The organism is Streptomyces sp. STR69, from assembly GCF_024519455.1.
Taxonomy (GTDB): domain Bacteria; phylum Actinomycetota; class Actinomycetes; order Streptomycetales; family Streptomycetaceae; genus Streptomyces.
In genome coordinates, this window is the sequence record NZ_JALJRY010000004.1 from 143,644 (window position 1) to 166,456 (window position 22,813).

General features: G+C 70.6%; 28 protein-coding genes, 1 tRNA gene and 1 pseudogene. 12 read left to right on the forward strand and 18 right to left on the reverse strand.

The window, feature by feature from the left end:
• Window positions 1-47: 47 nt before the first annotated feature.
• From OC490_RS09055 to OC490_RS09065, 3 genes are read right to left on the reverse strand one after another with little or no spacing between them, the layout of a single operon-like run.
• Window positions 48-1,049: a VOC family protein gene (locus OC490_RS09055; protein WP_262057324.1), complete on the reverse strand. Its 1,002-nt coding sequence runs from the start codon at window positions 1,047-1,049 to the stop codon at window positions 48-50.
• Window positions 1,046-1,918, reverse strand: a complete 873-nt coding sequence (locus OC490_RS09060; protein WP_262057325.1) for an alpha/beta fold hydrolase — start codon at window positions 1,916-1,918, stop codon at window positions 1,046-1,048. The genes OC490_RS09055 and OC490_RS09060 overlap by 4 nt, the downstream gene beginning before the upstream one ends.
• 8 nt (window positions 1,919-1,926) lie before the next feature.
• Window positions 1,927-3,549, reverse strand: a complete 1,623-nt coding sequence (locus OC490_RS09065) for a bifunctional 3-(3-hydroxy-phenyl)propionate/3-hydroxycinnamic acid hydroxylase (RefSeq protein ID WP_262057572.1) — start codon at window positions 3,547-3,549, stop codon at window positions 1,927-1,929.
• A 129-nt stretch (window positions 3,550-3,678) separates the two neighbouring features.
• Here OC490_RS09065 and OC490_RS09070 point away from each other — a divergent pair, with 129 nt between their 5' ends.
• The 8 genes and pseudogenes from OC490_RS09070 to OC490_RS49320 all read left to right on the forward strand — a co-directional run.
• Window positions 3,679-4,311, forward strand: a complete 633-nt coding sequence (locus OC490_RS09070; protein WP_262057326.1) for a TetR/AcrR family transcriptional regulator — start codon at window positions 3,679-3,681, stop codon at window positions 4,309-4,311.
• Complete coding sequence (locus OC490_RS09075; RefSeq protein ID WP_262057327.1) at window positions 4,308-5,096, forward strand: 2-keto-4-pentenoate hydratase; 789 nt, start codon at window positions 4,308-4,310, stop codon at window positions 5,094-5,096. The genes OC490_RS09070 and OC490_RS09075 overlap by 4 nt, the downstream gene beginning before the upstream one ends.
• Window positions 5,097-5,119: 23 nt before the next feature.
• Window positions 5,120-5,443: a hypothetical protein gene (locus OC490_RS09080; RefSeq protein WP_262057328.1), complete on the forward strand. Its 324-nt coding sequence runs from the start codon at window positions 5,120-5,122 to the stop codon at window positions 5,441-5,443.
• Entirely contained in the window at window positions 5,440-6,486 is a 1,047-nt protein-coding gene (locus OC490_RS09085) for an amidohydrolase family protein (protein WP_262057329.1), read from the forward strand. Before OC490_RS09080 ends, OC490_RS09085 begins: the two co-directional genes overlap by 4 nt.
• Window positions 6,487-6,496: 10 nt before the next feature.
• On the forward strand, window positions 6,497-7,054 hold the full coding sequence (locus OC490_RS09090; protein ID WP_262057330.1) for an MFS transporter: 558 nt from the start codon (window positions 6,497-6,499) through the stop codon (window positions 7,052-7,054).
• Window positions 7,030-7,356, forward strand: coding sequence for a MarR family winged helix-turn-helix transcriptional regulator (locus OC490_RS09095; RefSeq protein ID WP_262057331.1), 327 nt, complete (start codon window positions 7,030-7,032; stop codon window positions 7,354-7,356). Before OC490_RS09090 ends, OC490_RS09095 begins: the two co-directional genes overlap by 25 nt.
• Window positions 7,357-7,602: 246 nt before the next feature.
• A complete protein-coding gene (locus OC490_RS09100) occupies window positions 7,603-8,151 on the forward strand; it encodes a GNAT family N-acetyltransferase (RefSeq protein WP_262057332.1) in 549 nt (182 codons plus the stop codon).
• 85 nt (window positions 8,152-8,236) lie between these two features.
• Window positions 8,237-8,594, forward strand: a pseudogene (locus OC490_RS49320) (IS630 family transposase); the annotation flags it as partial.
• A 223-nt stretch (window positions 8,595-8,817) separates the two neighbouring features.
• Here OC490_RS49320 and OC490_RS09105 read toward each other — a convergent pair.
• Window positions 8,818-8,891: transfer RNA gene (locus tag OC490_RS09105), tRNA-Pro, on the reverse strand.
• Window positions 8,892-9,050: 159 nt separating this feature from the next.
• Between OC490_RS09105 and OC490_RS09110 the strand changes: the two genes are divergently transcribed.
• Both OC490_RS09110 and OC490_RS09115 read left to right on the forward strand, forming a co-directional pair.
• Window positions 9,051-9,758 (forward strand): transketolase, encoded by a 708-nt coding sequence (locus tag OC490_RS09110; RefSeq protein ID WP_262057333.1) that lies wholly within the window; start codon window positions 9,051-9,053, stop codon window positions 9,756-9,758.
• A gap of 103 nt (window positions 9,759-9,861) precedes the next feature.
• Window positions 9,862-10,782 carry a transketolase family protein gene (locus tag OC490_RS09115; protein ID WP_262057334.1) on the forward strand — a complete coding sequence of 307 codons (921 nt, stop codon included), beginning with the start codon at window positions 9,862-9,864 and terminating at the stop codon, window positions 10,780-10,782.
• 54 nt (window positions 10,783-10,836) lie between these two features.
• Here OC490_RS09115 and OC490_RS09120 read toward each other — a convergent pair whose 3' ends face one another.
• The 9 genes from OC490_RS09120 to OC490_RS09160 all read right to left on the reverse strand — a co-directional run bounded on the left by OC490_RS09120 (window position 10,837) and on the right by OC490_RS09160 (window position 18,252).
• Window positions 10,837-11,196, reverse strand: a complete 360-nt coding sequence (locus tag OC490_RS09120) for an MmcQ/YjbR family DNA-binding protein (RefSeq protein WP_262057335.1) — start codon at window positions 11,194-11,196, stop codon at window positions 10,837-10,839.
• A 315-nt stretch (window positions 11,197-11,511) separates the two neighbouring features.
• On the reverse strand, window positions 11,512-12,093 hold the full coding sequence (locus OC490_RS09125; protein WP_262057336.1) for a GNAT family N-acetyltransferase: 582 nt from the start codon (window positions 12,091-12,093) through the stop codon (window positions 11,512-11,514).
• Window positions 12,090-12,674 carry a helix-turn-helix domain-containing protein gene (locus tag OC490_RS09130; RefSeq protein ID WP_262057337.1) on the reverse strand — a complete coding sequence of 195 codons (585 nt, stop codon included), beginning with the start codon at window positions 12,672-12,674 and terminating at the stop codon, window positions 12,090-12,092. The genes OC490_RS09125 and OC490_RS09130 overlap by 4 nt, the downstream gene beginning before the upstream one ends.
• Before the next feature lie 35 nt (window positions 12,675-12,709).
• Complete coding sequence (locus OC490_RS09135) at window positions 12,710-13,612, reverse strand: LysR family transcriptional regulator (RefSeq protein WP_262057338.1); 903 nt, start codon at window positions 13,610-13,612, stop codon at window positions 12,710-12,712.
• 31 nt (window positions 13,613-13,643) lie between these two features.
• A complete protein-coding gene (locus tag OC490_RS09140; protein WP_262057573.1) occupies window positions 13,644-14,846 on the reverse strand; it encodes a glycine C-acetyltransferase in 1,203 nt (400 codons plus the stop codon).
• 14 nt (window positions 14,847-14,860) lie between these two features.
• Window positions 14,861-15,889, reverse strand: coding sequence for an L-threonine 3-dehydrogenase (tdh, locus tag OC490_RS09145; RefSeq protein ID WP_262057339.1), 1,029 nt, complete (start codon window positions 15,887-15,889; stop codon window positions 14,861-14,863).
• A 165-nt stretch (window positions 15,890-16,054) separates the two neighbouring features.
• Window positions 16,055-16,429 (reverse strand): YybH family protein, encoded by a 375-nt coding sequence (locus OC490_RS09150; RefSeq protein WP_262057340.1) that lies wholly within the window; start codon window positions 16,427-16,429, stop codon window positions 16,055-16,057.
• Between the two features lie 15 nt (window positions 16,430-16,444).
• Complete coding sequence (locus OC490_RS09155; protein WP_262057341.1) at window positions 16,445-17,158, reverse strand: SDR family NAD(P)-dependent oxidoreductase; 714 nt, start codon at window positions 17,156-17,158, stop codon at window positions 16,445-16,447.
• 173 nt (window positions 17,159-17,331) lie between these two features.
• The gene (locus tag OC490_RS09160) at window positions 17,332-18,252 is read right to left on the reverse strand and encodes a LysR family transcriptional regulator (RefSeq protein WP_315986664.1); all 921 of its coding nucleotides are present in this window, start codon (window positions 18,250-18,252) and stop codon (window positions 17,332-17,334) included.
• 138 nt (window positions 18,253-18,390) lie between these two features.
• Here OC490_RS09160 and OC490_RS09165 point away from each other — a divergent pair, with 138 nt between their 5' ends.
• Together OC490_RS09165 and OC490_RS09170 are read left to right on the forward strand one after the other, a co-directional pair.
• Window positions 18,391-18,684 (forward strand): muconolactone Delta-isomerase family protein, encoded by a 294-nt coding sequence (locus OC490_RS09165; RefSeq protein ID WP_262057575.1) that lies wholly within the window; start codon window positions 18,391-18,393, stop codon window positions 18,682-18,684.
• Window positions 18,685-18,714: 30 nt separating this feature from the next.
• A complete protein-coding gene (locus OC490_RS09170; RefSeq protein ID WP_262057342.1) occupies window positions 18,715-20,046 on the forward strand; it encodes a YbfB/YjiJ family MFS transporter in 1,332 nt (443 codons plus the stop codon).
• Here the strand turns inward: OC490_RS09170 and OC490_RS09175 are convergent, their stop codons facing one another.
• The 5 genes from OC490_RS09175 to OC490_RS09195 all read right to left on the reverse strand — a co-directional run bounded on the left by OC490_RS09175 (window position 20,047) and on the right by OC490_RS09195 (window position 22,728).
• Window positions 20,047-20,664: a TetR/AcrR family transcriptional regulator gene (locus OC490_RS09175; RefSeq protein WP_262057343.1), complete on the reverse strand. Its 618-nt coding sequence runs from the start codon at window positions 20,662-20,664 to the stop codon at window positions 20,047-20,049.
• 23 nt (window positions 20,665-20,687) lie between these two features.
• Complete coding sequence (locus OC490_RS09180; RefSeq protein WP_262057344.1) at window positions 20,688-21,263, reverse strand: GAF domain-containing protein; 576 nt, start codon at window positions 21,261-21,263, stop codon at window positions 20,688-20,690.
• Between the two features lie 61 nt (window positions 21,264-21,324).
• Window positions 21,325-21,942, reverse strand: a complete 618-nt coding sequence (locus tag OC490_RS09185; protein WP_200708952.1) for a GTP-binding protein — start codon at window positions 21,940-21,942, stop codon at window positions 21,325-21,327.
• Complete coding sequence (locus OC490_RS09190; RefSeq protein WP_262057576.1) at window positions 21,920-22,291, reverse strand: DUF742 domain-containing protein; 372 nt, start codon at window positions 22,289-22,291, stop codon at window positions 21,920-21,922. The genes OC490_RS09185 and OC490_RS09190 overlap by 23 nt, the downstream gene beginning before the upstream one ends.
• 2 nt (window positions 22,292-22,293) lie before the next feature.
• The gene (locus OC490_RS09195; protein WP_019069670.1) at window positions 22,294-22,728 is read right to left on the reverse strand and encodes a roadblock/LC7 domain-containing protein; all 435 of its coding nucleotides are present in this window, start codon (window positions 22,726-22,728) and stop codon (window positions 22,294-22,296) included.
• Window positions 22,729-22,813 lie beyond the last annotated feature (85 nt).

Consider the following 22,813-nt stretch of genomic DNA (forward strand, 5'->3'; position numbering starts at 1 on the left):
GCCGCAAGGATCGGCGCCGAGTCGTCCTGATCCTCCCGCACATCGCGTCACTCGTCGGGGATGCCGGCGCCACTGAGGGCCGGGACGGTGTTCTCCGGGCGGAACAGGGAGCGAGCGCCGCATCGGAACTGGTCGAGCTTGTCGACGATGGTCTGGCCGACCGGGAGGTGGCCCCAGATGCTGATGCCCTGGTGGGTGCTGGGTTCCCACGTCGTCTCGTCGATGACGATGGGGTTCCAGCCGACTTCCCACTCGAAGCCCGACGGGGTACGGGCGTAGTAGGAGAGCTCCTTGTCATTGGTGTGCTGGCCCACGGACAGGGCCATGTCGAAGCCGAGTTCACACACCCGCTGGTAGCTCTGGGCCACGTCGTCGAGCGTGGTCACCTGGACGTTGAGGTGTTGCACCCGGGTGCGGACGGGGTCGATGGGCAGGCCGCGGACGGCGGCGACGGCGATGGAGTGGTGGCGTTCGTTGACCCGCAGGAAGCGAATCTTGAGTTTGACGCCGCTGATCGTCTCGTCGATGCAATCGGTCAACCGGGCGTCGAAGACCGTGTTGAAGTAACCCCGCAGCTGAGCCGGCTTGGTGGACGTGATCGCGACGTGGCCCAGGCCGGAGTCGCCGGTGACGAACCCGGACGCGAGCATCCGCAGCGGCTCGGGCGTCAGGACGGGCGCGGTGTAGATCTCCTGGGTGATGCCCTTGGGGCCGGGGAAGCGCAGGAGGCGTTCGACGCCGCGCAGCTCGGCCTCCTCCTTTGAACCTTCGACGACGGGTACGCCGTGTGCTCGTATCCGGGCCTCGATCTGCTCGAAGGTGGCATGGTCGTCGATGTGCCAGCCCGTGGCGACGACGTCCTCGGCCGGGCCGGACCGGAGCAGGAAGCGGCACTCCTGGTCGTCGAGGCGGAACCGCATCAGGCCGGCGTCGAGGTCGTCGCGGTGCATACCGATCGCGTCGGTGCCGAAGCGGCGCCAGTCGGCGAAACGGTTGGTCTCGATGACCAGGTAACCGAGGTGGACCGAACCGAAGACCGAGGTGCTCATCGCCGGCCCGCCAGGAAGTCGGCACACAGCCGGTTGAACAACTCGGCGCGTTCGAACTGCACCCAGTGGCCTGTGTTGGCGACCTCGTACAGATCGCAGTTGGGCATCCGCTCGGCCAGCATCCGGCCGCCGCTCGGCCGGTTGACCTTGTCCGCCGCGCCCCACAGCACCAGAGTCGGCACAGGCAGCCGGGACAGGCGATCGTCGCGGGTGAAGTCCGTCTTCCACAACGTGCGCAGGGCGCCCGGGCCGGACGGGCGGCGCAGCGGCGGGGCGGCGATGACGTCGGGGTCGATGCTGTCCCGGTAGCGCGCGTCGATGACCGAGTCGGGCACGTCGGCGGCGTTGAAGACGAGGTAGTTGCGGATGAACTTCTCCAGCTTCAGCCGCGAAGGGCCCTCGCCCCTGTAGTAGTTGAGCAGGCTGTTGAGACCCGGCGTGGGCAGCGCGCGCGTGGTGCCTATGCCGCCGGGGCCCATGAGCACCATGCGCTCGACCCGCTCGGGGGTGTCCAGGGCCAGGCGGAGGGCACAGGCACCACCGTAGGAGTTGCCGACGAAGTGCGCTTTTTCCAAGCCGAGTTGGTCGAGCAGCCCGCGGATCGCGTCGGCGAGGTACCCGAAGGGGTCGGCACCGTCGACACCCTTGGTGCTGCGCCCGTAGCCGGGCAGGTCAGGGACGATGACCCGGTACTCCTTGGCCAACTCCCCGATGTTCCGGGCGTAGTTGGCGACACCGGAGGCGCCGGGACCGCCGCCGTGCAGCAGCAGGACGGGCGGGCCGTCACCGGTCTCCGCGACGAAGATCTCCTTGCCAGCGACATCGAGCAACGACTCCTGCATCGACGGCAGTTCGGTGTGCGTGGTCATGGCGTTCCTTAGCCGACGATCGAGGCGGATGTGCGCGGCGCCGGAGCGAAACCGGCCGGGGGCGGGGGAAGTTGGGCATCGGCGGGTGCGGCGGCGTAGACGTAGGCGTCCGGGCGCAGGGCGAGGGTGGCGACGCGGTGTGCGGCCAGCCAGGGGAGAAGGACGCCGTCGCTGTCGACGACCGCGCCCTCGGCCGGTCGCGAGCCCGCCGGCAGGACGGTCACTGAGGGGACGTCGACGCGGTTCCAGGCGGGCTGCGGGGCAGGCGGTCCACTGTGCAGGAGGAGCCAGCGACCGCCGAGTACGTCGTCCAGGCGCACCCGGTTGCCGTCGGCGGCGGTGACCCAGGGCTGGGGTATCTGGTGCCCGGATGCCTTGGTGCGAGGGCGGGCCTGCAGGCCCTCGGCATAGTGGGCGACGGGGATCCAGTTGGAGTCCTGCAGCCAGCCGCCGAAGCCCGGGATGCGGTTGAGGACCGGCAACACCGTGTTACGGACCCGGGTGACCGGCAGTCGTCGTTCGGTGATGATCCGCCCGACGAACACCGCCCGTTTGGTGACTTCCTTGACGTGCGGCTTGCGCTCCGCCTCGTAGGAGTCGAGGACCGTGTCGGGCAGCTCGCCGCGCAGGACGGAGTCGAGCTTCCAGCACAGGTTGGCCGCGTCGCGCACACCGGCGGCCATGCCCTGGCCGATCCACGGCGGCATGGCGTGAGCGGCGTCGCCGGCCAGGAACACCCTGCCCGTCCGGAAGCGGGCGGCGAAGCGCACGTGGTGGCTGTACACGGTGGCCCGCAGGATCTTGATCTGGTCCCGGCCGATCCCGTATCCGGACACCATCGAGTAGATCGCGTCGTCGGTGGTCAGGTGCTTCTCGTCGTCGCCCGGCAGGATCGGGAACTCCCAGCGGTGGTGGCCGAGCGGGGTCGGGCAGTCCACCGCGGGCCGGGCCGGGTCGCAGCGGAAGCGCAGCCGGTCGTGGTCCGGCCAGGGTTTGAGCATCTCGGTGTCGATGACCACCCAGCGGTCCTCGTACGTCTTGCCCTCGTAGCCGACGTTCAGCTGGGCGCGGGTGGGGCTGGAGCCGCCGTCGGCCGCGATCACGTACTTCGCGCGCAGGCGTCGTACGGAATCGTCGGAAGTGGAGAGCACGGTCAGTTCCACGCCGGCGCCGTCCATGGACTGGCGCAGCCGCAGGCACTCGTGGCGCAGCAGGATCTCGACGTTCGGGTAGCGGTCTGTGCCGTCACGCAGGACCTGTTCCAGCGCGGGCTGGTAGATGAACATCTGCGGCGGATGGCCGTGCCCGCGCGGGGTGGGACTCGCGCTGAGGAAGGCCCGGCCGCGCGCGTCGACGAAGTCGAGCGGCCGCTCGGCCAGCATGTCCCGCTTGAGCCGGTCGGCCAGACCGGCGCGCTGCCAGATCCGCATGACCTCCTCGTCCGTGGAGATCGCCCGGGCCCGGGAGTAGACCTCGGCGTCCCGCTCCAGCACGACGACCCTGAGGCCCATGGCCCCGAGCAGGTTCGCCGCGGTCACGCCCGTGGGTCCGTAACCGATCACCGCCACGTCGTACGCGCCGGCCTCGACCGCGTCTCCGGGATCTTCCTCGGCTCTGACCTTGGCACTGATCTCACTCACCAGGCCACCTCACTAGTCTTTGCGGCTCTTGTTGTAGCGTTTACTACAATTGGAATAGTCGCTACGCTAATCTGGGTGCCGGAGACGGTCAAGAGTCGGCACAGCAGGAAAGGCGCATTCATGGCCAAGGCGCAGACGGCGCGCAAGAAGCGCGCGAACGGAGTCGAGTCGCGGCTCCGCATCCTCGACGCCGCTGTCGAGATTGCGGGCGAGCGTGGGTACGAGGGCACGTCGATCGCCGCGGTCAGCGCCAAGTGCGGGCTGCCCGCCAGCTCGATCTACTGGCACTTCAAGGACAAGGACGACCTCATCGCCGCGGTGATCGAGCACAGCTTCGAGACCTGGCTCATGGCCGTCGAACTGCCCGCCGAGGAGACCGGCACGCCGATGGAGCGCGTGGCTGCCATGGCGGTCAACGTGGCGAAGTCGCTGGTGGACGCACCGGACTTCCTGCGCCTAGGCCTGATGCTCGCCCTGGAACGGCGCCCCACCGAACCCCGTGGCCGGACCGTGTTCCTCCAGGTCCGCGACATCGCCGGACAGAAGATCGCCGAAGTGGTCAAGATCCTGTTCCCCGGCCTGGACGAGGACGAGGTACGCACCCTCACCACGTACGCCGTCGCGGGCGCCGACGGCCTGTTCATCCATCGAGAAGTCACCGGCGACGCCGTCGACCTGGTGGGCCTGTTCGAACTGCACGCACAGCTCGTCCACGACGCGGCGACCCGCATGGCAGCAAGGAGCACGGGATGACCCTGTCCGACCGGCAACGTGAGGAAGCCGGCCTGCTGCTGCGTGAAGCCGAGCACCATGTGGCGCCGATCGGCCCGCTGTCGGCCCTGCTGCCCGGCCTGGACCTGGCCGACGCCTACGCCGTCCAGCGGGACAACATCGGCTGGCGCCTGGCCGACGGGGCCAGTGTCGTCGGCCACAAGGTCGGCCTGACCGCAGCCGCGATGCAGGAGCTCCTCGGCGTGGACGAGCCCGACTTCGGCCATCTGCTCGACGACATGGTGCACCGTGACGGCAGCACCCTCCTCGCGGGGCACTACTGCCAACCGCGCGTCGAACCGGAGATCTGCTTCCTGTTCGCCCGGCCCCTGCACGGCCCCGGCGTCACCGTCGAGGACGTCCTGGACGCCACCGAAGCGGTCGCGCCCGCGCTGGAGATCGTCGACAGCCGGATCCGCGACTGGGACATCACCCTGGTCGACACGGTCGCCGACAACGCCAGCTCCGCCGGCCTGGTCCACGGGGCCTGGACGCCCGTGAACGAGGTGCCCGATCTCGCCGCCGTCACCGTCGATCTGTTCGTCGACGGCGAGCGCGTCGCCTCCGGCAGCGGCAAGGAGGTCCTGGGCCATCCCGCCGCCGCGGTCGCCTGGCTCGCCAACACCCTCGCCTCCTTCGGAACCTTCCTGGAGCCCGGACACGTGGCGCTGCCCGGCGCCATGACCACCGCCCCCTTCGTCCACGCCGGCCAGAAGACCGAGGCACGTTTCAGCGGTCTCGGCCCGGTGTCGGTGGCCTTCGTCTGAAGCGTCCGAAAACAGAGCCGCCCATGTCTCCTGCCCTGCGCCGGACACAGCCCCCGACTCCGGCAATGCGCCGTCGGCGGCGTTCCCGGTCGCCGACGATCTCGTACGACGGCCGTGCGACCTCCGCACCCCAGGTCGACCGCGAGACCGTCACTCTCGTCCCCGGCGGGGTCCGCTCCGGCTTCCTCCAACACGCCGAAGCCGGCTCGGCCTGCCACGGGTATCGGCGCCCGTGGCGTGCTCGTCGACACAGGCCGACCCGGACAGGCGGCGGCAGGGACGGCATGACCACCGACGCGGGCCTCGACCCGCTCACCACACAGGAGCCTCAGGAGACCGCCGCATGACCACCACACCACAACGCGTCGACGTCCACCAGCACATCGTCCCGCCCTTCTACCGCGACCTCCTCGCCAAGGCGGGCATCGCCGACGCCGGAGGCCGCGCCCTGCCCGACTGGAGCCCTGAGTCAGCGCTGGAGCTGATGGACCTGCTCGGCACCGCCACAGCGATCGTGTCCGTCTCCACTCCCGGCACCGGCTTCCTCTCCGACCCGGACGAGGCCAGCGCACTGGCCCGCCGGCTCAACGACTTCTCCGCATCCCTCACCGCCGACCATCCCGGCCGCTTCGGGTACTTCGCCACCCTACCCATGCCCGACGCCGCCGCCTCCGCGACCGAGGCCGCCCGGGCCCTGGACGAACTGGGCGCCGACGGTGTCACCCTCCTGGCCAACAACCAAGGCACCTACCTCGGCACGGACGGCCAGGACGCGCTGTGGCGGACCCTGGACGAGCGCGGCGCCATCGTCTTCGTCCACCCCGCCGACCTTCCGGGACAGGCTGTCGACGGCATCCCACCGTTCGCCGCCGACTTCCTCCTCGACACCACCCGCGCCGCCTACCTCCTGGTCCGCAACGGCGTTGTGCGCAGGTACCCACACATCCGGTTCATCCTCGGCCACGCCGGCGGCTTCGTCCCGTACGCCCCCCATCGCATGGCCGTGGCCCTGGCGGGTGACACCGGGCGCAGCCCCCTGGACACGCTGGACGACTTCCGCGGCTTCTATTTCGACACCGCCCTGTCCTCCAGCCCCGCCGCCCTGCCCACCCTGCTCTCCTTCGCCCGCCCCGGCCACGTCCTCTTCGGCAGCGACTGGCCCTTCGCCCCCACGCCCGCCGGCCAGTACTTCGCAGGCGGCCTCGACACCGGCGTGGAACCCGACACCCTCCAGGCCGTCAACCGCGCCAACGCCGAAGCGCTCCTCCCCCGCCTGGCCGCCACGCCCGCACCGACGCCGTCCCCTCCGGCCGCGGTACGTCTGCGCCAGGGCGCCCAACGGGCCGCCGCCCGCCTGCTCTTCAAGCTCGTCCAACCCGGCACCGACTGACGACATCTCCATGACCAGCACCCCCCACCCGCGGACCGGGGAAACCCAGGAAACCGAACCGACGGTGGCCACGGGCCGAGCCGGACACCACGGCGTGCTCTTCGCGATGTGTCCGGCACTCGTCCTGGTCGTCGCCTCCGTCTCCGCGCTCAGCCTCACCCTGCCCGACCTCGCCATCGACCTGTCGGCGTCCAACAGCACCCTGACCTGGATCGCCGACGCCTACACCGTCACCCTGGCCGCCTTCGTGCTACCGCTCGGCGCGATCGGCGACCGCCTCGGACGCCGCAACGTCCTCATCGCCGGCACGGTCGTCTTCGGCGCGGCGTCTCTGGCCGCCTCCTTCGCCGACTCCACCACCACCCTGATCGTCTGGCGGGCCGTCATGGGCCTCGGTGCCGCGATGATCATGCCCGGGACGCTCTCCACCGTCACCGCCGCGTTCCCACCCGAGCAGCGCACCAAAGGCGTGGCCACGTGGTCCGGGTTCGCGGCCGCCGGCGCCATCATCGGCATGCTCGCGCACCCGGCCACACCATCGGCATGTCGGAGCTGGCCCGCCGCATGAAGATCACCCGTAGTCGGCTGACCCACATGGTGACGCGCCTCCAGCAAGCCGGGTACGTGGACCGCCAGGAGGACCCCGTCAACCGGCGCAACCAGCTCACCCTCCTCACCGAGCAAGGGCGGCAACTCCTGGAGCGGGCGGCCCCGGGGCACGTCGAGGCCGTACGCCGGGCGGTCTTCGACGTACTGACCCCCGAGCAGGTGCGTCAGTTCACGGAGATCGGCGAAGCGATCAACACGGCTCTGCAACGAGTGGACGCCGATGCCGCCGATCCCGAGACACTGCAGTGGCTGCGCCGGTGAACGCCACCCTCGACCACGAGCTTCCCCGAGCGGATCCGTACGGGCAGTACGCGTACTCCGGAGTCTCGCGCGGCAAGAGATCGGTGCTGTCGACATGGTCGACAACACCAACAGCTTGCGCGGCGGCGCGAGGAACGCGCCGTTCGAACGGTGTACGTGGTGTGCAGACTCGGTGTCACTCACCGCGCAGCCTTCGGGCTTCAAAACCGTGTGCGAGTGACCGGGACGGGCCCTTACCCTCCGGTCATGGATCTTCGCGAAGAACTTCCGGGCGACAGAGAGCCTGTGCGGGACATCCATCTGCGGGCGTTCGGTGACCACGGCCTTGTCGTGGCCGACCTGGTCGACACCCTGCGGGGCACGATCGCGCCCGCGGACGGTCTCTCACTGGTCGCTGAGCTCGACAGGCAGATCGTCGGGCACATCATGTTCACCCGCAGCCTGCTCGATGCCCCTCGGCGACTGGTTGAGGTGCATGTGCTCAGCCCGTTGGCCGTCATGCCCGAGCATCACAAGCGCGGTATCGGCTCGGCCCTGGTCCGACACGGGCTGAAGACCCTCGCCGAGCGGGCCGTCCCCCTGGTCTTCCTGGAGGGAGATCCGGACTACTACTCCCGCTTCGGCTTCGCGCCCGGTGACGACCAGGGCTTCCGAAAGCCATCCCTGCGCATTCCAGATGGCGCCTTCCAGGCCCTCAGACTCCCGGAGTACGAGCCATGGATGACGGGGACACTGGTCTACGCGGAGCCGTTCTGGCGGCACGACGCCGTCGGCCTCCGCGACCCCAGCGCATAGTGCCGCGAGAACCGCTACCCCTGTCATGACGTGACGCACCGTGCGGATACTGGTCCGGACGGCGCGATGTCGCCAGGCTGTCCGGGTGGCAGAACCAGCACGCGTCCGCCAGATCGAGGACGCCGAGGGGCAGCGCCTGCTGCGGATCATCCGCAGAGGCACGGGGTCGGTGGTGACCTGGCGGCGAGCCCAGATGGTGCTGCTGTCCGCCCAGGGCATGCCCGTTGCGAAGATCGCCGAGGTCACCTTCACCAGCGCGGACCTGGAAGACCTCCCGCGACCCGGACCGTGCGTCCAAGAAGGCTCGTGTCGAGCACCTCTACGCGCTCGCCGACGGCGAGGTCATACCCGAGGCGGGCGAGCCCGAAGTCGCCTTCTGCCTGGGCGAGTTCGGCCCGCTCAACCTCCAGCCCGACCCCGGGCGGCAGTGGGCCGAGCAAGCTCTACGGCCACATCAAGCAGAGGAAACGAGCGGTCCCAGTCCCGCAGAAACCCCGATCAGACCTTCGACAGACCCGCAGTGATCTTGTCCAGGTCCAGCAACGGCGTTTTCGCCGGCCTCCGAGTAAAGGTGCCGATGAGCGGCATGCTCAACCTCGAAGACCGGAAACGACCCATACGAAAAAGGCCCCCGCAGGCTCTCGCCTGCGAAGACCCTTCGCTCTGTCGGGACGACAGGATTTGAACCTGCGACCCCTTGACCCCCAGTCAAGTGCGCTACCAAGCTGCGCCACGTCCCGTTGCCCGTCTGACCTGGGGTTTCCCCTGGTCGAACGTGCATGGAAACAATACCGCACTCGCGTCGGTGATCGCGCACGCCTTTATCGGGGGCCGGCTTCCGGGCGACTCGTCCGGCGACGCTTGACCTGAAGTTTGGTTGAGGTTGCACGATCGTCCGCATGACCATCACCACGGAACACAGCAGCCCGTACACGCACGGCGACCTGCCCCGGCTCATGGGCCTGATGACCGGCGACGAGAAGCACGGCCCTGCGGCGACCTCGACGCTGGACGTGCTGTGGGTGCTCTACGACCGGGTGCTGCGGGTCGGCCCGGAACGCATGGGCGACCCGGAACGGGACCGGTTCCTGCTCTCCAAGGGGCACGGACCGATGGCGTACTACGCCGTACTGGCCGCCAAGGGATTCGTCCCGGTGGAATGGCTACCGGGCTTCGGCTCGTACGACTCTCCGCTCGGGCACCACCCGGACCGGATGCTGGTGCCGGGCGCGGAGATCGGCAGCGGGTCGCTGGGGCACGGGCTGCCGATCGGCGTCGGGACGGCACTGGGGCTGCGCGCGCAGGGGCTCGCCGAGCCGCGGGTCTGGGTGCTGGTGGGGGACGCCGAGCTGGACGAGGGCAGCAACCACGAGGCCATCGCCTTCGCCGGGCCCGCCGGACTGGACCGGCTGCACACCGTCGTCGTCGACAACTCCTCGGCCACTCACGCCCGGCCCGGTGGCATCGCCGCCCGCTTCGAGGCAGCGGGCTGGTCGACCATCACCGCCGACGGCCGCGATCACGACGCGCTGTACGCCGCCTTCACCGCGCCGCATCCCGGCCGGCCTCATGTGGTCGTGGCCCGGGTGGAGCCCAAGTCCGCCTGATCGTCCGCCCGTTCAGCTGTCCGTTCACCAATCCAGTCGGCAATCCGGTCGGCAATCCACTCAGCCATCCGCTCAGCAGCGGCTCAAGAAGGGCTACCTCTTCATGGACACCATGCGTGACCGTTTCGCGCCCGTCGTCTCCCGGCTTCTCGACGAGGATCCACGCGTTGCGGTCGTTCTCGCCGAGATCGGCGTGGCCAACCTCGCCGAGGCACAGCTCCGCCACCCGGACCGGGTGATCAACGTCGGCATCCGCGAGCAGCTCCTCGTCGGCGCGGGTGCGGGACTCGCGCTGACCGGGATGCGCCCCGTCCTGCACACCTTCGCCAGTTTCCTCGTCGAGCGGCCCTTCGAGCAGGTCAAGCTGGACCTCGGGCACCAGGGCGTCGGCGCGGTGCTGGTGAGCGCGGCGGCCTCGTTCGACTGGCCCGCCGGCGGGTTGACGCACATGGCTCCGGGCGATGTGGCCCTCCTCGACACGCTCGACGGCTGGACCGTGCACGTGCCGGGCCACCCGGACGAGGCCGAGACCCTGTTGCGGCACGCGGTCGCCGCGGGCGACGACAAGGTGTACGTACGGCTGTCCGCGCAGTCGAACGCCGATGCTCTCCCGGTCGACGGTCAGCGTTTCCTCCCCGTGCGCGAGGGCCGCTCCGGTGTGGTCGTCGCGGTCGGGCCGATGCTCGACGCCGTACTCGACGCGACGGAGGGCCTCGACGTCACCGTCCTGTACGCCACGACCGTACGGCCCTTCGACGGGACCGCGCTGCGCCGTGCCACGCGGACGGCCGGTACGGACGTCGTCCTCGTCGAGCCGTACCTGGCCGGCACCTCGACGGCCGCCGCGAACGACGCACTCGCCGAAGTACCCCACCGGGTACTGGGCCTGGGCGTGGCCCGCCCCGAACTGCGCCGCTACGGCACCCTCCCGGAACACCTGTCCGCCCATGGCCTCGACGCCCGGACACTGCGCGAACGGATCGAGGGTTTCGTCGGGGGCGGACGCGCCACAACGCACGGCTGACACCCGCCGACCTCCCCCGGAGAGACCGGCCGACTGCCCCCGGAGCGGGGCGGCTCAGTCGTCGGACGGCAGGCCCAACTCCGGGTAGGACTCCAGGAGTCGGGGCGGGGCCGCCTGGCGCCAGGAGTCGGCGAGGATGTCGCGCAGTTCCTCGTCGCTCTCCAGCGCGGCGAGCCGGGCCCGGACCCAGGCGAAGCCCGCCTCGTGATCGGCGACCCAGAACTTCTCGGGCTCGGCCAGGACCAGTTCGTCGCGCTCCTCCTTGGGGCAGCGCACGGCGATGGAGGTCTCCTCCTCGGGCAGCGTGACGAACATCTTCCCGGCGACCCGGAACGTGGGCATGCTCCAGGCGATCTTCTCCGTCGTGTCCGGGAGGGAGAGGGCGATACGGCGTACGTCTTCGGCATCCGGCATGACACGCAACATAGCGGCCGGCACTGACAATCACCTGGTGAGAGCGTGGGCCCGCGTGCTGCCGGGCGGCTTCGGGGTCGCCGTCGGACAACGCCTCTACGACGAGGCCGTGATCGCGTTCACAGCCCGCGCGTCGCTCGGAACTGGCGGAGCGGCGTTTGGTGTTGCCCCACACCGGCAGTTCGCGGGGGGCGTTCATCGTGTCGAAGCATCCGCGGCAGCAGGCTGTTGTGAACCGCCTGCGCGAACGCGCGCGGTGCAGGACGGAGTCCCAGGACTCGAATCTGTCGTGGGAGTCCGCCGCACAGCCGCGGTTCAGTCCGTGCCGGATCCGGTCGAGTTCGGCCGGGGTGACGAACTGGGCGGCCGGCAAGGCGACGCGTCGCCCACCCGCTTGTAGTAGAGCGTCGTCGGCCGCAGCACCCCGGCCGGGCTCGCCGCGTAGTCGGGGATCACGCCGGCCCGGGTCCAGCCGGCCGAGTCGTAGAGGCGTTCGGCGGTGCTGTCCGTCTCGGTGTCCAGGTGGAGGAGGGTGACGCCGGCCGCCACCGCCGCGTCCTCCGCGACGGTCAGCAGCCCGCGCCCGAGGCCCTGTCCGCGGGCGTCCCGATGCACCATCAGCTTGACGAGCTCGGCGCGGTGGCGGCTGTTGGGCTTGTCGGCGAAGGCCAGGCTCACGGTGCCGACGACCCGTTCGCCGTCCCGCGCAGCCCACACGGCGAGCCGCCCTGCGCTCACCGCGTCGGCGCGCTCCCGCCACCAGGCGACGGCCGCCGCCCGGTCGAGCGGCGCCAGGAATCCGACCGATGCTCCGTCGTGCACGGTGTCGGTCAGCAGATCCGCCAACTCTTCGATTGCGGCGAGCAGTTGGGGCACGTCCAGTCGCTCCGTCCTCATGGCAGCACCACCGCCAGGACGTAGCGGACCCCGTCCGGACCCGGGCACCGGAACCGTGTCGGGCCCCACACCCGCAGCCGTAGACAGTCTCCGGTGTCGAGATGGTGGTCGGTGTCCCCGGCCGTCACGTCGAGGGTGCCCTCCAGGACCCAGATGTGCTGTTCGAGGCCGGGGACGGGCGGCCGGTCGTAGGCGATGTCGGCGCCCGGCGTGAGCCGTCCCTCGACGAGTTCGCCGCGCAGGCCGGTGTGCGGGGGTGACACGGAGCGTCGTAGGAAACCGGCGGTGCGGTCCTCCCACACGGGCTGGTCGGCGGCGGGCATCAGCGGGGTGGGCTCGGCCTCCACCTCGCTGAGGAGTTGGGACATGGTCCGGCCGTAGACGCCGCACAGGCGGTTGAGGAGGGAGGCGGTGGGGCTGGTCTCGGCACGTTCGGCGCGGGACAGGGTCGACCGGCTCACTCCGCTGCGTTCCGCCAACTCCCCGAGGGACCAGCCGTGTTGGGCCCGCAGCTCGGCGAGCCGGGCGCCCAGTCGGACGTCCATGGGGTCGTAGGGTGCCACCTTTTCCTCAGATCTCATATCCGGGACGGTATCCCGGATATGAAACGGTGAGGTTACGTCCGGGCCACTTCCGCCAGCGCGTCAAGCACCGGGCGGATCAGCGGGTGCTCCTCCGTGCCGCGTCGTACGGCCGCGAAGACCCGGCGGGTCGGGGCCACCCCGTCGACGGGCCGGACGACGACTCCCGTCAGGTCCATGCCGCGCAGGGCCGAGCGGGGGACGAGGGCGACGCCCGCGTCGGCCGAGGCGAGGGCGACCACGGCGCGGAAGTCGTCGGAGGAGTGTTCCAGGCGGGGCTGGAATCCGGCGTTCTCGCAGGCCAGGACGACGACCTCGTGACAGGGGTTGCCCGGGTAGGGGCCGATCCACGGGTCCTTGGCCAGTTCGGCGAGGGGGACCTCATCGGCGTCGGCGAGGCGGTGGGCGAGCGGGACGACCGCGTCGAAGGGCTCGGCGTAGAGCGGGACATGGATCAGGCGCGGGTCGTCGGCGGGCGGGGCGCCGCGGTACTCGACGGCGACCGCGACGTCCACCTGCCGGTCCAGCACCATCGGCAGACTGGCGTCGCCCTCGGCGTCCTGGACGCGGATCCGGATGCCGGGCGCCAGTCTCGCGAGACGGGTCACGGCGGGTGCTACGACCTGTGCGATGCCGGTCGCGAACGCGGCGACGGTGACCGTGCCGGCCTCGCCCGAGCTGTAGGCCGCGAGTTCCGCCTCGGCCCGCTCCAGCTGGGCCAGGACGACGTTGGTGTGGCCGAGCAGGATCTCGCCGGCCGGGGTCAGCCGTACCCCCTTGGCGCCGCGCTCGACCAGGCGGTGGCCGGTCTCCTGCTCCAGGGCGGCGAGCTGCTGGGAGACCGCCGAGGGGGTGAGGTACAGCGCGGCGGCTGCCGCCGTCACGGTGCGGTGGTCGGCCACCGCACGGAGGATATGGAGCCGCCGCGCTTCGATCATGGGACCGATTATCGCAAAATGTCCAAGCTGTTCAGTTCTCCGAGACGTCCAGCTCCGCGCGGGCCGCCACGAACGCGTCCACCGCCCGGTTCACGTCGTCCGTCGAGTGCGCGGCGGAGAGCTGCACCCGGATACGGGCCTTGTCCTGCGGGACGACCGGGTACGAGAAGCCGATCACGTACACGCCCCGCTCCAGCAGCAGTTCCGCCATACGGCCGGCCACCGCCGCGTCGCCGATCATCACGGGTGCGATGGCATGGTCGCCGGGGAGGATGTCGAAGCCTTCCTCGGTCATCCGGCGCCTGAACAGGGCGGTGTTCTCGGCGAGTTGGACGCGCAGGTCGTCCGCCGACTCCAGCAGGTCGAGCACCTTGAGGGAGGCCGCGGCGATCACCGGGGCGAGGGTGTTCGAGAAGAGGTACGGCCGGGAGCGCTGGCGGAGCAGCGCGACGATCTCGGCACGGGCGGCGACGTAGCCGCCGGAGGCGCCGCCGAGCGCCTTGCCGAGGGTGCCGGTGATGATGTCGACGCGGTCCATGACGCCGTGCAGTTCGGGGGTGCCCCGGCCGCCGGGGCCGACGAAGCCGACGGCGTGGGAGTCGTCGACCATGACCATCGCGTCGTAGCGGTCGGCGAGGTCGCAGATCTCGCGGAGCGGGGCGACATAGCCGTCCATGGAGAAGACGCCGTCGGTGACGATCAGCTTGCGCCGGGCGCCCGCCGCTTCCTTCAACTGCTGTTCCAGGTCGGCCATGTCACGGTTCGCGTACCGGTAACGGCGGGCCTTGGAGAGGCGGATGCCGTCGATGATCGACGCGTGGTTGAGGGCGTCGGAGATGACCGCGTCCTCGGGGCCCAACAGGGTTTCGAAGACACCGCCGTTGGCGTCGAAGCAGGAGGAGTAGAGGATCGTGTCCTCCTGGCCGAGGAAGGAGGAGAGGCGGGCCTCAAGCTCCTTGTGGACCTCCTGCGTTCCGCAGATGAAGCGTACGGAGGCCATGCCGTAGCCCCAGCGGTCGAGGGCCGCGTGGGCGGCGGCGACGACCTCGGGGTGGTCGGCGAGGCCGAGGTAGTTGTTGGCGCAGAAGTTGAGGACCTCGCCCGGTCGGCCACCCGCGGTGACCCGCACGGTCGCGGACTGCGGGGAGCCGATCACCCGCTCGGGCTTGTGGAGTCCGGCGGCGCGGATCTCGTCGAGGGTGGCGCCGATGTCGTCGCGCACGGAGTCGAACATCATCAATTCCCTTGCTACAGAGTCCAGTCGAGGATGACCTTGCCGCCGCGCCCGCTGGCCGCGTCCGCGAACGCCGCCTCGAAGTCGCGGTGTCCGTACCGGCCGGTGATCACGGGCGCGAGGTCCAGGCCGCCTTCCAGCAGGACCGACATCGCGTACCAGGTCTCGAACATCTCACGGCCGTAGATGCCCTTGATGGTGAGCATCGAGGTGACGACGCGGGTCCAGTCGACGGGGAACTCCTGGGAGGGCAGTCCCAGCATGGCGATCCGGCCGCCGTGGGTCATGTTGGCGATCATGTCGCGCATCGCCTCGGGGCGGCCGGACATCTCCAGGCCGATGTCGAAGCCCTCGCGGAGTCCCAACTCCCGCTGACCGTCCGCGATCTGAGAGTCCGTCACGTTCAGGGCGAGGCTCACGCCGATCTTGCGGGCCAGGGCGAGGCGTTCCTCGCTGACGTCGGTCACCATGATGTTCCGTGCGCCGGCGTGCCGGGCAACCGCCGCCGCCATCAGGCCGATCGGGCCCGCACCGGTGATCAGTACGTCCTCGCCGACTAGCGGGAACGACAGCGCGGTGTGCACGGCGTTGCCGAACGGGTCGAAGATCGCGGCGACATCGAGGTCGACGGGGACGCGGTGCACCCACACGTTGGCGGCGGGCAGCGCCACGTACTCCGCGAAGGCGCCGTCCCGGCCGACGCCGAGCCCGACCGTGGCCCGGCACAGGTGCCGACGTCCGGCCAGGCAGTTGCGGCACTTGCCGCACACCAAGTGGCCCTCGCCGCTGACCAGTTCACCCACGGCGATGTCGGCAACGTCCCGGCCGGTCCCGACCACCTCGCCGACGAACTCGTGCCCGAGCACGAGCGGTGTGCTGATCGCCTGCTGCGCCCAGCCGTCCCAGGCCCGGATGTGCAGGTCGGTGCCGCAGATCCCGGTGCGCAGCACCTTGATCAGTACGTCACCGGGTCCGACGGCGGGCTCCGGGACGTCCACGAGCCACAGCCCGGGCTCCGCCTTCTCCTTGACCAGCGCCTTCAACGCTACGGCTCCTGTGGGTGAGGTCCCGGGGCCGGGCCCGGTCCGGGTATGCCGGACGAGCCCGTTCCGGGGTGAGGGGTGGATTGTGCTAGCAATCTGCCCCACCGGAGCGCCCGGGTCCATCGAGGTTTTCTTAAGCGGTGCCGCAGCTTTCCTTCACACCTGTCACCCGGCCAGCCGCGAGACCTGGTAGTGGGCGATGTACCAGCCGTCCGCCAGCCGCCGCACCAGCACGGCGAGCTTGACGTCGACCGGCGGCCGGTCGGTGAACGTGAACTCCGTGTCGAGATAGCCGAGTACGAGATCGTCGGCGTAGCGCCGGGTCTCCAGGACGTCGTAGGCCGCCTTCATTCCGAGCGGCTGGGAGGCGTAGTACTCGGCGACGTCCGCTCGGCCGACGCCGTAGGGGTGCAGCCCCTGGAAGATCGCGTCCTCGGTGAAGAGCCGGGCCACCTCCTCCGGTTCATGGGCGTCGACGGCCGCTTTCCAGGGGTCCAGGACACCGCGCAGGATGAGTTCGTCGTCGTTCCCGCTGTTCATCTCCGTCGACCTTTCTCAGTGACCGGCGCTCATGCCGCCGTCGACATGGAGGATCTCGCCGGTGACGAAGGGAGCGTTCTCCAAGAAGAGCACGGCGTCGACGATGTCGCCCACCTCACCCATCCGGCCGACCGGGTGCAGGGCGGCGAGGAAGTCGTGGGTCTCCTCCGCGTGCATCGGAGTCTTGATGGTGCCCGGCGACACAGCGTTGACGCGGATGCCCCGGGTGGCGTACTCGATGGCGAGGGACTTGGTGGCGGACTGGATTCCGCCCTTGGTGAGCGAGGCCAGGACCGAGGGGACGCGGGCGTCCGCGTTGTCGACCAGGCTGGTGGTGACGCTGACGACGTGGCCGCCGCCCTGGGCGAGCAGGTGCGGAACGGCCAGCTGGGTGATCCGGAAGAACCCGGCCAGGTTGATGCCGAGCACGCTCGCGTAGTCGTCGGCCGTGTAGTCCGTGAAGGGCTTGGCGACGAAGACGCCCGCGTTGTTGACCACGGTGTCGATCCGGCCGAACCGCTCGATCGCGGCGGCCACGACCCGCTCGGCGGTCGCCGGGTCGGCGATGTCGCCCTGGACGGTCAGGATGTCCGCGTCGTCGGTGGGGGCAATGGTGCGCGAGGTGGCGACGACGGCGTAGCCGAGCTTGCGGTAGGCGTCGACGACGCCCGCTCCGATGCCCTGCGAAGCGCCGGTGACGATCGCGACCTTCTGGTTCCGAGTGCTCATGACGACCTTCTTCGAAGTAGTGGTGCTTGGCGTGTGGCCTCCGGTCGAGTTACTAGCCGACCGGTCGCCTATTCGAGAAGGTAGGTGACCTGGCGCGGTGAAATCAAAGGTCAGAGCGGCTTTTCCCAGGACCGGAATCCTCGCTGCTGGGAGGCCTGGCCTCCCAGTCGAGGTCAGCGGTGCGGGTCGCCCGCCGGCAGCCAGGCGTCCGGGGCGCGCAGCCCGAGGTCGCCGACGCCGTCGCACAGCGCGTCCACGACGGCGAGGACCGCGGCCCGCGTCTCGCCCTCGCGCCACACCAGCGACCAGGTCCAGTGGACCGACGGCCCGGCGATCTCGCGGCGTACGAGGTCGGGCGGCAGCGGAGTGGTCTGTCCCTTGGGTGAGTTGACGACCGGGCGGCGGCTGCGGCGGACGTGGTCGAAGAAGGCGGGGCCGGTGATCCCGCCGTCGGAGATCGGCGCCGCGTGCGCCCCGGTGTCGTGGGCGAGTTGCTCGGCGTAGACGTTCCAGGACGACCAGGACTGGGTGTCGTCGTCGAGGAGGACGGACGTGTCCCGGGCGCGGACGTCACCGGTGTCGCTGCCCGTGGCCACCGCGTACAGCCGGTCGGCGCCCAGGAGGCGGGCCCGCAGACCGTGCCGCTTCAGGTCCTCGTCCCGCACCCAGCACACCGCGAGGTCCAGGCTGCCGTCCGCGACCCGGGCGGCCTGCGTGTGCGAGGGCGCGATCCAGGCGTCCACATGCACCTGGGCCACACCGGCGGTGCGCGCGGTCAGGTCCGTGGGGAGCCAGTTGACGTAGCCCAGCCGGACCGCTTCCGAGCCCGCCAGCCGGCCGGCCCTGCGCCGGAGGTCGTCGGCGCGTTCCAGCAGGGCGCGGGTGTGCGGGAGCAGGGCGGCACCGGCCGGGGTGAGGGAGACCGAGCGACGGTCGCGGTCGAAGAGCCGTACACCCAGATCGCGTTCGAGGGCCTTGATCTGCTGGGAGAGGGAGGGGCCCGCGATCAGGAGGCGGTCGGCGGCCCGGCCGAAGTTCAGCTCCTCGGCGACGGCGACGAAGTACCTCAGTTGGCGCAGCTCCACGCCCGTCATGCTACGCGGGCTGGGAGGCCGGAACTCCCAGCAGGGAGCGAGCCCGTCGTGGCGCCCGCGCCGGTCCCGGGCCACGATGAGGGCATGGAGACCCGGCACCCTGTCGCCTGGCCGGGCGGGCCCGAACGGAGCGAGGTCATGCGAGAGTTCCTGGTCGAGATCACCACCACCATTCCCGAGGGCACCGCCAAGGACGAGGTCGACCGGCGCCGCGCCGCCGAGGCCGTCCGCTCCCGCGAACTGGCCGCGACCGGCCACCTGGGACGGCTGTGGCGCCCGGTCGGCGAACGGCGCAGCATCGGCATCTGGCTCGCCGACGACGAGGACCAGCTCCACGAGAAGGTGCTCGGCACCCTGCCCCTCGCCCCGTGGATGACCTTCGCCGTCACTCCGCTGGAACCGCACCCGAACGATCCCGGTCATGCGGAGTAACTCGCCCTGCCTGCAAGGGATTTCACCGCCATGAGCCCCGGTGCTCAAGTCCCTTCGACCCGGGCGGACGGCCCGCTCCTGTCGCCCTGGACCCATGTCGCCCGGGTCGCCGCGGCGCTCGCGGCGGGCATGGGGGTCGGCCGCTTCGTCTACACCCCGATCCTCCCGCTGATGCACGCCCAGGCGGGCCTGTCCACCGGCGCCGGCGCCCACCTGGCCACCGCCAACTACGTCGGTTACCTCGTCGGGGCGCTCGCGGGCACCCTCTCCCCCGCCCTGGTCCGCTCCCGCACGACCCTGCGCGGCGCGCTCGTCCTGCTGATCGGCACCCTTGCCGCGATGCCCGCCACGCACAGCACGGAGCTGTGGCTCACCCTGCGGCTGCTGGCGGGCGCGGCGAGCGCGCTGATCTTCGTCGTCGCGGTCAACTCGCTCCTCGGCCATCTCCGCGACCACCCGCCGCACCTGCCCGGCTGGGGCTTCGGCGGCGTCGGCGCCGGCATCGCGCTCTCCGGCCTCCTGGTCCTCGCCCTGCGCCCGATCGCGGACTGGCGGACCGCGTGGTGGGCCTCGGCCGCGCTCGCCGTCGTCCTGGCAGCGGCCTCGTGGAATCTACGGCCGGAGGCCCAGGTGTTGGCCGCGCCTGTGTCGTCCACGCACATGTCGGCTGCCCACACGTCGGCCGCGCACATCTCGACTGAGCACATGTCGTCCGCCAACGTGTCGTCCGCGCACAGGTCGGAAGCCCCTACGCCGACGGTCGACCGCCGTTTCGCCGCACTGTTCGTCAGCTACAGCCTGGAGGGCGTCGGCTACATCGTCGCCGGGACCTTCCTGGTCGCCGCGATCGCACAGGGCTCCCCCGGCTGGATCGGCGGCGGCGCGTGGGTGCTCGTCGGGCTGGCCGCCGTACCGTCCTCCGCGCTCTGGGCCCGGCTCGGGCGCCGCTGGTCGCGGCCCGGGCTGCTGCTGGTGGCGCTGGTGATCCAGGCGGTCGGCATCGCGCTGCCCGCACTGGTCGGCGGGGTGGCCGCGGCCCTGGTCTCGGCGCTGCTGTTCGGTGCGACCTTCATCGGCGTCAGCACCCTCGCGCTGGCCACCGGGACCCAGTTGCGCTTCCCGCGCTCGGTGGCGCTGCTGACCGCCGGCTACTCCGTCGGCCAGATCCTCGGTCCGCTCGCCGTCGCCCCGCTGCTGCGCCACGGTTACCGCCCGGCCCTGCTCCTGGCCGCCCTGGTGGTCCTCGCCGCGGCCGTCGCCGCCGCCGTCCTGCGGGCCGGCTCCCCGCACCACGCGGTGGCGGTACGGCAGTCCGTGCCGAAGCAGGGACTGCGGACCGCGCCCACCGACGCCGGCCGCTGATCAGGCGGGATGGGCGGCGCGGGCGCCGAGCAGAGCGAGGCAGTTGGCCCAGAGGGGGCTCAGCCGCCCGGTGTTGTTGTAGAGCTTGGCGAACATCACCTGGCCCTCAAGCTGCGCGACGACGGACCGCGCCGCCTCCCGGGTGTCGGTCACGGTGACGTCCCCGCGGTCGCGGGCCTCGATGACGACCGCGTCGACCATCTCGACCTGGGCGTCGAAGATCTCCTGCAACCGGGTGCGGACGGCCTCGGTCTGGTTGCTCATCTCCAGGCTGAGGTTGCCGAACAGACAGCCCAGCACGGTCCCGCAGCCCTGCTGTCCGGCACGCAGGCCGGCCTCCGTCTCCTCGAACAGCCGCCGGAGCCGCTCCAGCGGTTCGGCGCCCCCGCTCGCGGCGCTCAGGACGCGTGTCCACTCCCGCCGCTGCTCCGCCCAGTGCTCGTCGACGACGGCCAGTGCGAGGGCCTCCTTCGACTCGTAGAAGTAGTAGAAGCTGCCCTTCGGCACCCCGGCCGCCCGGCAGATCTCGGCCACTCCCAGCGCCGAGTAGCCGCGCGCCTCGAAGAGCGAGCGCCCGGCGGCGAGGATCTTCTCTCCGGCATCACTGGTCCTACCCATACGCCAACTATACGACCGGTCGGCTATGCGCCGCCGAGCCCCTCCAGCCGGGCCACCAGCTCCGCCGCGGTCGACTTGATCGTCTCCAGCCCCGGCCTCCCCCACGGCCTGGGCTCCGTGTCGACGACACACACGGTGCCCAGCACCATCCCCGTGGAGTCGATGAGCGGCGCCCCCAGATAGGAACGGATGCCGAACTCGTCGACGACCGGATTGCCCGCGAACCGCGGATAGTCGCAGACATCCTCAAGAACCAGTGCCTTACGTCGGACCACCACATGGGGGCAGAACCCATATTCACGCGCCAGCTGCCGCCCCACCTCGGGCTTGGCATGCTCCCCGCTCTTGGCGGCCCGGGGCAGCTCCGCACCGCCCGGAGTGTGCAGACCGACGAAGAACTGCCGGTTCTCGTCAATGAAGTTGACCATGGCGTACGGCGCCCCGGTGAGCTCGGCGAGATGGTCCGCGAAGGCGTCGAGCGCCGGGTCCGGGTGCTTCCCCAGGCCCAGCCCCCGCAGCCGTCGCATCCGCCCGGGTGCCTCCTTGTCCTCGGGCGTGAGCAGCAGACGACCGGCCGGACGCGGCGGGTCGTAGCTCATGGGCGTACTCCGTCCTTGTGGACGTATGTCATAGAGGAACTCCGTGAAGGGTGTGTGGGGATCACATGTGGGCACCATGGCTCGGCGCATGCGCCGGGGCGTGCTCGATGAGATGGCGTACGAGGGTCAGCAGGGTCTGCACCCCGGAACTGGAGATCCGCGCGTCGCAGCGCACGACCGGGATCCCGGGGTCGAGATCTATGGCGGCCCGCACCTCCTCGGGGTCGTAGCGGTAGGAGCCGTCGAACTCGTTGATCGCGACGATGAATCCGAGGCCGCGCTGCTCGAAGAAGTCGACGGCGGCGAAGCACTCCTCCAGGCGGCGGGTGTCGGCGAGGATGACCGCGCCGAGCGCCCCCTCGGACAGTTCGTCCCACATGAACCAGAACCGCTCCTGTCCGGGGGTGCCGAACAGATAGAGCACGTGTTCCGGGTCGAGGGTGATCCGGCCGAAGTCCATCGCCACGGTCGTCTCGACCTTGTTCTCGATGCCTTCGAGATCGTCGGTCGCGGCACTGACCGTGGTGAGCAACTCCTCCGTACTGAGCGGAGCGATCTCGCTCACCGCGCCGACGAAGGTCGTCTTGCCGACGCCGAAGCCGCCCGCCACCAGGATCTTCAGTGCGGTGGGGAAGGGATCGTGGCCGCTCACGTAGTCAGAGCTGTCGTCGTAGTCCATCGAGCACTGCCTCCAGAAGAGACCGGTCAGTGGGGTTGTGGTGGAACTCGGGCGGCTTGGTGGTCAGCGCTCCGCAGTCGACCAGGTCCGACAGCAGCACCTTGGTGACCACCGCCGGCAGCTTCAGGTGGGCGGCGACCTCGGCGACCGAGACGGGCGCGCGGCACAGGTCGAGCGCCTGCGCGTGCTCGGGGCCGAGATAGCCGAGGGGCGTGGCGCCGGTGGCCATCACCTGCGACAGGAGGTCGAGCGCGATGGACGGCCGGGTACGGCCGTTGCTGACCGTGAAGGGGCGCACAAGACGTCCGGCCGCGTCGTCCAACCAAGGCCCGTCGCCGGCCGTCGCCACGCTCAAGGCCTCATCGCAGGGGATTCGACGGCGTGCTGCCGGGGCGCGGTCACGAGGTAGGGGCGGACGCTCTTGACCAGCATCGCCATCTCGTAGCCGAGGACGGCCGCGTCGGCCTCGCGGCCGGCGAGCACGGCGAGACAGGTGCCGGAGCCGGCGGTGGTGACGAAGAGCAGGGTCGAGTCCAGCTCGACGACGACCTGCCGGACGTCTCCGCCGTCACCGAAGCGGACGCCCGCGCTCCGGCCGAGGGAGTACAGCCCGGAGGCCAGCGCAGCCATGTGGTCGGCGCTGTCGGGGTCGAGCCCGTGAACCGACTTCACGAGGCCGTCGCAGGAGAGCAGTACCGCGCTGGTGGTGTGCGGTACGCGCTGCACGAGGCCGCTCATCAGCCAGTCGAGATCGGATACATGGCCGGTCGGCGCGTCGCTCGCCATGGTGGATCGACTCCTTGGGGTACGAAGGTCTGCGGGAGCGCGGGTGGGGGTGCGGTGGTGGGACGCCGTGATCGTGGGGGTGGGG

Coding starts and splice junctions, on each gene's coding strand:
- OC490_RS09055 (WP_262057324.1), bottom strand. CDS start 1,049: ATGAGCACCTCGGTCTTCGGTTCGGTCCACCTCGGTTACCTGGTCATC.
- OC490_RS09060 (WP_262057325.1), bottom strand. CDS start 1,918: ATGACCACGCACACCGAACTGCCGTCGATGCAGGAGTCGTTGCTCGAT.
- OC490_RS09070 (WP_262057326.1), top strand. CDS start 3,679: ATGGCCAAGGCGCAGACGGCGCGCAAGAAGCGCGCGAACGGAGTCGAG.
- OC490_RS09075 (WP_262057327.1), top strand. CDS start 4,308: ATGACCCTGTCCGACCGGCAACGTGAGGAAGCCGGCCTGCTGCTGCGT.
- OC490_RS09080 (WP_262057328.1), top strand. CDS start 5,120: ATGTCTCCTGCCCTGCGCCGGACACAGCCCCCGACTCCGGCAATGCGC.
- OC490_RS09085 (WP_262057329.1), top strand. CDS start 5,440: ATGACCACCACACCACAACGCGTCGACGTCCACCAGCACATCGTCCCG.
- OC490_RS09090 (WP_262057330.1), top strand. CDS start 6,497: ATGACCAGCACCCCCCACCCGCGGACCGGGGAAACCCAGGAAACCGAA.
- OC490_RS09095 (WP_262057331.1), top strand. CDS start 7,030: ATGTCGGAGCTGGCCCGCCGCATGAAGATCACCCGTAGTCGGCTGACC.
- OC490_RS09100 (WP_262057332.1), top strand. CDS start 7,603: ATGGATCTTCGCGAAGAACTTCCGGGCGACAGAGAGCCTGTGCGGGAC.
- OC490_RS09110 (WP_262057333.1), top strand. CDS start 9,051: ATGACCATCACCACGGAACACAGCAGCCCGTACACGCACGGCGACCTG.
- OC490_RS09115 (WP_262057334.1), top strand. CDS start 9,862: ATGGACACCATGCGTGACCGTTTCGCGCCCGTCGTCTCCCGGCTTCTC.
- OC490_RS09120 (WP_262057335.1), bottom strand. CDS start 11,196: ATGCCGGATGCCGAAGACGTACGCCGTATCGCCCTCTCCCTCCCGGAC.
- OC490_RS09125 (WP_262057336.1), bottom strand. CDS start 12,093: ATGAGGACGGAGCGACTGGACGTGCCCCAACTGCTCGCCGCAATCGAA.
- OC490_RS09130 (WP_262057337.1), bottom strand. CDS start 12,674: ATGAGATCTGAGGAAAAGGTGGCACCCTACGACCCCATGGACGTCCGA.
- OC490_RS09135 (WP_262057338.1), bottom strand. CDS start 13,612: ATGATCGAAGCGCGGCGGCTCCATATCCTCCGTGCGGTGGCCGACCAC.
- OC490_RS09140 (WP_262057573.1), bottom strand. CDS start 14,846: ATGTTCGACTCCGTGCGCGACGACATCGGCGCCACCCTCGACGAGATC.
- OC490_RS09150 (WP_262057340.1), bottom strand. CDS start 16,429: ATGAACAGCGGGAACGACGACGAACTCATCCTGCGCGGTGTCCTGGAC.
- OC490_RS09155 (WP_262057341.1), bottom strand. CDS start 17,158: ATGAGCACTCGGAACCAGAAGGTCGCGATCGTCACCGGCGCTTCGCAG.
- OC490_RS09160 (WP_315986664.1), bottom strand. CDS start 18,252: ATGACGGGCGTGGAGCTGCGCCAACTGAGGTACTTCGTCGCCGTCGCC.
- OC490_RS09165 (WP_262057575.1), top strand. CDS start 18,391: ATGCGAGAGTTCCTGGTCGAGATCACCACCACCATTCCCGAGGGCACC.
- OC490_RS09170 (WP_262057342.1), top strand. CDS start 18,715: ATGAGCCCCGGTGCTCAAGTCCCTTCGACCCGGGCGGACGGCCCGCTC.
- OC490_RS09175 (WP_262057343.1), bottom strand. CDS start 20,664: ATGGGTAGGACCAGTGATGCCGGAGAGAAGATCCTCGCCGCCGGGCGC.
- OC490_RS09180 (WP_262057344.1), bottom strand. CDS start 21,263: ATGAGCTACGACCCGCCGCGTCCGGCCGGTCGTCTGCTGCTCACGCCC.
- OC490_RS09185 (WP_200708952.1), bottom strand. CDS start 21,942: ATGGACTACGACGACAGCTCTGACTACGTGAGCGGCCACGATCCCTTC.
- OC490_RS09195 (WP_019069670.1), bottom strand. CDS start 22,728: ATGGCGAGCGACGCGCCGACCGGCCATGTATCCGATCTCGACTGGCTG.